Here is a 6784-nt window from a genome sequence, read left to right as displayed (position 1 = left end):
GGGCGGCGGCGTGGCGGGCGGCGGCATCACGCCGCAGGCCTTGCAGGCGGCGAAGGCGAAACTGCGCGTCACGCAGGGTTTCTATCCGCCGGTGGCCTTCCATTTCGCGGTCTCGTTCGGTGCGAACCCGAAGGACTCGGACGGTGCGTTCCGCGAGGTCAGCGGGATCGGTCCCGAGATCGAGACCGAGACGGTGAACGAGGGCGGGCTGAACGGTTTCGCGCATGTGCTGCCGAAGTCGATCAAGCATCCGCGGCTGGTGCTGAAGCGGGGCATCGCGGCGAAGGAGTCGCGCCTGGTGAAGTGGTGCCAGCAGGTGCTGGACGGTGGTTTCGTGAAGCCGATCGATCCGTTGCTGGTGCACGTCTTCCTGCTCGATGCGGCGGGCGATCCGCTGCGTTGCTGGACGGTGGAGAACGCCTGGCCGGTGAAGTGGGAGATCGACGGGTTCCAGTCCACCCGCAACGAGGTGGCGATGGAGAAGATCGAGCTGGCCTATGCCCGTTCGAACCGGATGTATTGAGGACTCTGATGAGCATCGAGGTGCGTCAACTGCTGATCCGTTCGCAGGTCCATGCGGCTCCCGTGGTGCCGCAGCGGCAGGGGGTTTCTTCGGCCGAGCTGCAGCGCTTGCGCGAGCAGCTGCTGTCCGAGTGCAAGACCTGGCTGGCGCAGCAGCTGCGAGCCCAGAAGGAGCGGTGATGGGCTCATTCGACACCCCGCASCCGTTCGCCCTGAGCYTGTCGAAGGGRYTGCGCGCATCGAGCCAAGGCTTCGACAAGCTCAGCCCGAACGGGGTACCCCCCCACCGCCCGCCCCCGCCCCCTCCGCCCCCGCGCACCAAGCCAACAAACAGACAGACAGACGAAAACAAATGCCAACCGACCGCCTCGGCCAACTCACGCACCTGGTGATGACGCGCTTCACGCTGAAGGGCGGCACGGTCAAGCTCGATGAATCGGCGACCTTCACCGTGCAGATCAATCCGGCCGACTTCAAGCACACCACCGGCATCACCTACGACAAGAAGAAGACCCAGGGCGATGCCCAAGGCACCCCGAAGTTCGCTGCGGTCGGCGACGAACACGTCAGCTTCGCCCTCGTGCTCGACGGCACCGGCATCGTCCCGCCCGGCGCCAACGGCAAGCGCGAAGACGTGCGCACGCAGATGAAGAAACTCAATGCGGTCACCTTCCAGTACCTGCCCGACACCCAGGAGCCACCCCTCGTGCGCCTGCTGTGGGGCAGCCTGATCTTCTTCGGCCGCCTGGAATCGCTGAACACGCAATACACCCTCTTCAAGCCGAGCGGCGAGCCGCTGCGCGCCCGTGTCGACCTCAGCTTCCTCGGCGCGATGAGCAAGGAGGAGGCCAGGCTCGTCTCCAACCGCGAGCCCGAGGCCAGCCTCACCAGCGTCACCGTCGTCGACGGCGACACGCTGCCCCAGCTGTGCGCCGACCACTGCGGCAGCGCCGCCGCCGCCCCCGCGGTCGCGCGCGCCAACAACCTGCCCAGCCTGATGGCCGTCACGCCCGGCACCACGCTGGCGATGTCGGCACCGGCCGCCTGATCCGGTCACCCCCCATGCCCGCCGCCTCCCCCCTCGACAACGCCGACGGCGTCGTGCGCCTCTCGCTCAGCGCCGACGGCACGGCGCTCGACGAGACCCTCGAGGTCATCTCGATCTCGGTGCGCCGCGGCGTCAACAGCGTGCCCTCGGCCCGCATCGAGCTGGCCGACGGCGACATGCCGAACCGCAAGTTCCCGCTCAGCGACGCCGCCCACTTCAAGCCCGGCGTGCTGCTGTCGATCAAGGCCGGCTACCAGTCCGCCCCCACCACGGTGATCTTCGAAGGCCTCGTCGTGCGCCACGGCCTGCAGGTGCGCGGCGACAACGATGCCCGCCTGATCGTCGAATGCCGCGACAAGGCCGTGCTGATGACCGTCGGCCGGCACAACGCCAACTTCATCGACCAGACCGACAGCGCCGTCATCGAGACCCTGGCCGGCGACCACGGCCTCTCCATCGAGGCCGACGCCACCGAGCTCAGCCACACCGAGCTGGCCCAGCACTACTGCAGCGACTGGGATTTCATGCTGTCGCGCGCCGAGGTCAACGGCCTGCTCGTCATCGCCACCGACGGCAAGCTCGCCGTCAAGGCCCCCGCGGTCGATGCCGAGCCGGCGCTCTCGGTCACCTACGGCATCGACCTGATCGACTTCCAGGGCGACCTCGACGCGCGCAGCCAGCTCGCGAGCGCCCAGGCCTTCTCGTGGGACATCAAAGGCCAGGCCGCGCTCGAAGGCACCGCGAGCGCCCCGGTGACGCTGCCGAAACAGGGCGACATCGACTCCGCCACGCTCGCCCAGGTGATCGGCCTGCCCAGCTGGCGGTTGCAGTCCGGCGCACCGCAGCCGCTGGCCGCGCTCACCAGCTGGGCCAAGGCGCAGCAGCTGCGGGCCGGCCTCGCGCGGCTGCGCGGGCGCATGAGCTTCCAGGGCTCGGCGCTCGCCACCGTCGGCGGGCTGATCGAGCTCGCCGGCGTCGGCACGCGCTTCAGCGGCAAGGTGTTCGTCACCGGCGTGCGCCACGACATCGCCGACGGCAACTGGATCACCGAGGCCGAGTTCGGCCTGGCGCCCGACTGGTTCGTCGAACGCCCCGACGTGGTCGCGCCGCCCGGCGCCGGCCTGCTGCCCGGCGTGCACGGCCTGCAGGTCGGCATCGTGATGAAGCTCGACGGCGACCCGGCCGGCGAGCAGCGCGTGCAGGTCAAGCTGCCGATGCTGCAGGCCGCCACCGAAGGCATCTGGGCCCGGCTGCTGCAGTTCCACGCCAGCAATGCGTTCGGCGCGTTCTTCCTGCCCGAGGTCGGCGACGAGGTGGTGCTCGGCTACTTCGCCGACGACCCCTCGCACCCGGTCGTGCTCGGCAGCCTCTACAGCAGCAAGCAGGCCACGCCGTACCCGCTGGAGGCCGCCAACGACATCAAGGCCATCGTCACCCGCTGCCGCTCCAAGCTCGAGTTCGACGAGAAGGACAAGGTCATCACCGTCATCACCCCCGGCAACAACAAGATCGTGCTGAGCGACAAGGACAAATCCATCCTGCTGCAGGACCAGAACGGCAACAAGGTCGAACTCGCGCCCGGCGGCATCACGCTCGACAGCCCGGGCGACATCAAGGTGACGGCCAAGGGAACGATCACGCTCGACGCGGTCGGCGCGATCTCGGTCACGTCCAAGGCCGACATCAAGCTCAGCGCCTTGAACATCGCCGCCGAAGCCCAGGTCGGTTTCACTGCGAAGGGCAACGCGAGCGCCGAGCTCTCGGCCGCCGGGCAGACGGTGGTCAAGGGCGCGATGGTGATGATCAACTGAACCGCACGGAACCGAGCCATGCCGCCCGCCGCCCGCCTCACCGACATGCACGTGTGCCCGATGGTCACGCCCGGCCTGCCGCCGATCCCGCACGTCGGCGGGCCGATCGTCGGCCCGGGCGTGCCGACGGTGCTGATCGGCAAGCTGCCGGCCGCGGTGCTCGGCGACAGCGCGGTCTGCGTCGGCCCGCCCGACACCATCATCCAGGGCTCGACCACGGTGCTGATCGCCAACAAGCCGGCCGCGCGCATCGGCGACCCGACGGCGCATGGCGGCAGCATCGCGATGGGCTGGCCGACGGTGCTGATCGGTGGATGACGCGACCATGGGCCTCGACAGCAACAAGCGCTTCCTCGGCACCGGCTGGGCCTTCCCGCCGGCCTTCGACGGCCGCACGCTGCATGCGCTGACAGTGTCGCAAGAGCAGGACGTGCGCGAGAGCCTGCGCATCCTGCTGTCCACCGTGCCCGGCGAGCGCGTGATGCACCCGACCTACGGCTGCGGCCTGCAGCGCATGGTGTTCGAGAACATCACCGAGAGCACGCTGACCGAGATCCGCAGCCTGGTCGAGAAGGCGGTGCTGTTCTTCGAGGTGCGCATCACGCTCGACCAGGTCGAGATCGACACCGCGGACCTGTACGAGGGCGTGCTGAAGCTGCAGCTGAACTACACGATCCGCAGCACCAACGTGCGCGACAACCTGGTGTACCCGCTGTACCTGAACGACGGTGCGGCGCGCGGGGGGGCGGCATGAGGGCCGAGCGCCGGGCCGTTCCCAAGCCGGCCCTCGTCCCCTCGGGGGACCGGCCGACGTACTCGTCGGCCGAGGGGTTGTCATGACCACCGGAACCTCGCAGAACGAGAGGTTCCCGCCAGCGCTGGCCGACGGCTACTTCCGCGTCGACGAGCTGCCGTTCGAGGACCGCGTCGCGATGACGGCCACGCTCGCGCGCCAGCTGCGCTTCGTCGACCTCGACAACCGCGAGGCCGGCGACTGGCGCGCGATGTTCGCGAGCGACGTGACGATGGTGCTGGCGCGCATCGCCAGCATCGACGTGCAGGCGCTGCAGGAGGATTTCCTGCACGACGCCGAATCGGCACCGCTGCCGCGCCTGGCCTCCCAGGTGGTCGAGCTCGCGCAGTGGATCGACCTGTGGTTCAAGTCGCTCGACGGGCGCGACGACGCGGCCTCGCTGGCGTTCCGCGGGCGCGTCCACCAGCTGGTCGACCAGCAGCTCGGCGCCGAGCTGCAGTGGGTGCACGAGCGCTTCGGCAAGCGGCGCTGGCAGGACCGCGAGGTGGGCCGCTCGCACGAGCGGCTGGCCGGCATCTGGAGCAGCGGCGCGCCGCTGCTCGCGACAGCAGCCGCGGGCCGTGACGAGCGCGAGCTGCTGCGCGAACGCTACTTCGTGTTCCTGGCCGCGATTGACACGCTGCGCGCGCTCGCCCGCGAGCTGCTGCCCGACACGCTGCGCAGCGGCACGCACGAGGCGGCGGTCGGGCTGCTGATCGCGTTCCTGAAGGTCTACGAATCGGCGCAGCGTGAGGTGAACCGCTTCACCGCGCGGCACGTCGATTTCTACTACCGCGACTGCCTCGGCTTCGGCCCGGCCGGCCCGGTGGCCGACGAGGTGCACCTGGCCTGCGCCCGCGATGCGCGCGGCGAACGCCTGCTGCAGGTGCCGCAGGGCACCGTGTTCGACGCCGGCAAGGATGCGGCCGGCCAGCCGCTGCGCTTCCACAGCGCGGCGCCGCTGGTGGTGACCGATGCGCGCGTCGCGGCGCTGTGCACGCTGCGCATGGAGCGCGATGCGCGGATCTCGCCGGAGTGCGAGTTCGGCTTCGTGACGCGCGCCAAGGCGGCGCGGCCCCCGGTCGGCGTCGCCGATGGCAGCAGCGCCTGGCCGCTGTTCGGCGGCGGGGCCGGGGCGGTCGATGCGCGGCTGGGCCTTGCGATCGCGTCGCCGCTGCTGTTGCTGCGCGAGGGCGAGCGGAGGATCCGCGTCGAACTGCCGGTCGGTGAAAATTCGGGTGAGGGCGCGGCCGACGGCGCGCAGGCGCTCGACGCGCTGGTCGACGCCGTCACCTTCGCGACCGACCCGGTCACGCTGCGCACTGCCTTCGGCCGGCTGCTCGGCCACTGGCTGCTGTCCGGCAGCGCCGACTTCACCGAGGCGCAACTGCGCCGCATGCGGCTGGCCGCACACCGCGAGCTGCAGGGCCGCGTGCCGCAGGCGCACAGCGTCGGCGATCCGCTGGTGCTGCTGGCCGGCGCGCAGGCGCCGCAGCGCGTGCTGGTGTTCGAGCAGCTGTTCCACGGCCTGCTGAAGCTGCACCTGAGTGGCGCGCACGGCTGGCTGGAGGCCACCGATGCCGATGTCGATCGCCTGCCCGAAGGCGGCCTGTCGATCACGCTGCGGCTGCGCCCCGATGCGCCGGCGATCGTCGGCTGCGAGCCGGCCGTGCATGGCGCCGACTGGGGGACGCGGCTGCCGGTGCTGCGCATCGAGCTCGGCACGCAGGGCCGGCTCTACCCGTACTCGCTGCTGGCCGACCAGCCGCTCACCGAGGCCCGGCTGCGCGTCAGCGCCAGCGGCGTGCGCGACATCGTGCTGCACAACAACCTCGGCCGGCTCGACCCGACCAAGGCCTTCCACCCGTTCGGCCCGCTGCCGACGCTGTCGTCGTACCTGGTGGTCGGCGCGCGCGAGGTGGCGTGCAAGAACATCCAGCGGCTGTCGATGCAGCTCGAATGGGGCGGCCTGCCGCCCGACGCCGGCGGCTTCGACACGCACTACCGCGGCTACCCCGACGAGCAGCGCCGCGGCGATTTCACGGCCGCGCTGGCGATCCTGCGCGACGGGCTGTGGCAGCCGTGCAGCGGGGCCTCGGCGCAGCAGCCGCTGTTCGCGCCGCCGGATGCCGCCGCCTGCCTGCAGCCGATGCTGGCGATCGAGGTCGACCCCGGCTCGGTGCGCAAGCACAGCCGTGCGAGCGACCCCGCGGAGTGGGACGGGCCGCTGCCGCGCAACGGCCTGTACCGGCTGCAGCTCACCGGCCCGCGCGGCGCCTTCGGCCATKCCGCCTACCCGATGGTGCTGGCCGATACCGTCACCGCGAACGCGCGCAGGAACCTGCGCGCGCGCCGCCGCCCGCCGCTGCCGAACCCGCCGTACACGCCGCTGATCGAGCGGCTGACGCTGAGCTACGAGGCCGCGGGCGTGATACGGCCCGGCGCGCAAAGCCCGAGCGAGAACGTGACAGAGAAGGGGACGGAGGCCGCGCCGGACGTGGAGCGCCTGCTGCACCTGCACCCGTTCGGCGTCGACACGCTGCATTCGGCGGCGGCCGGCGCGAGCCACGGGCTGCTGCCGCGGCCGGGCGACGACGGCAACCTCTACAT

The 6784-nt window shown here is 70.8% G+C and carries 7 protein-coding genes; all 7 read left to right on the top strand.

Annotated elements, in window-relative coordinates:
- The coding region (locus AC1DXV_RS30285; protein ID WP_477937152.1) for a phage tail protein at positions 1-523 on the top strand (523 nt) is incomplete at its 5' end.
- Positions 524-531: 8 nt separating this feature from the next.
- The gene (locus AC1DXV_RS30280; RefSeq protein ID WP_477874776.1) at positions 532-702 is read left to right on the top strand and encodes a DUF5908 family protein; all 171 of its coding nucleotides are present in this window, start codon (positions 532-534) and stop codon (positions 700-702) included.
- 172 nt (positions 703-874) lie between these two features.
- Positions 875-1570 carry a CIS tube protein gene (locus AC1DXV_RS30275; protein ID WP_477937150.1) on the top strand — a complete coding sequence of 232 codons (696 nt, stop codon included), beginning with the start codon at positions 875-877 and terminating at the stop codon, positions 1568-1570.
- 14 nt (positions 1571-1584) lie between these two features.
- Positions 1585-3381 (top strand): type VI secretion system tip protein VgrG, encoded by a 1797-nt coding sequence (gene vgrG / locus AC1DXV_RS30270; RefSeq protein WP_477868720.1) that lies wholly within the window; start codon positions 1585-1587, stop codon positions 3379-3381.
- A gap of 18 nt (positions 3382-3399) precedes the next feature.
- Complete coding sequence (locus tag AC1DXV_RS30265; RefSeq protein WP_465113107.1) at positions 3400-3699, top strand: PAAR domain-containing protein; 300 nt, start codon at positions 3400-3402, stop codon at positions 3697-3699.
- Entirely contained in the window at positions 3692-4135 is a 444-nt protein-coding gene (locus AC1DXV_RS30260; RefSeq protein WP_477868718.1) for a GPW/gp25 family protein, read from the top strand. The genes AC1DXV_RS30265 and AC1DXV_RS30260 overlap by 8 nt, the downstream gene beginning before the upstream one ends.
- 82 nt (positions 4136-4217) lie before the next feature.
- A partial coding sequence (locus tag AC1DXV_RS30255) for a baseplate J/gp47 family protein (RefSeq protein ID WP_477937148.1) occupies positions 4218-6784 on the top strand: 2567 nt, incomplete at its 3' end.

Source organism: Rhizobacter sp. P3_C12 (assembly GCF_056402735.1).
This window is presented reverse-complemented; position numbering and strand designations above follow the sequence as displayed.

What these genes read in the sequence shown, in the direction of transcription:
- AC1DXV_RS30280 (WP_477874776.1), top strand. Translation starts at nt 532, where the DNA reads ATGAGCATCGAGGTGCGTCAACTGCTGATCCGTTCGCAGGTCCATGCG.
- vgrG (WP_477868720.1), top strand. Translation starts at nt 1,585, where the DNA reads ATGCCCGCCGCCTCCCCCCTCGACAACGCCGACGGCGTCGTGCGCCTC.
- AC1DXV_RS30265 (WP_465113107.1), top strand. Translation starts at nt 3,400, where the DNA reads ATGCCGCCCGCCGCCCGCCTCACCGACATGCACGTGTGCCCGATGGTC.
- AC1DXV_RS30275 (WP_477937150.1), top strand. Translation starts at nt 875, where the DNA reads ATGCCAACCGACCGCCTCGGCCAACTCACGCACCTGGTGATGACGCGC.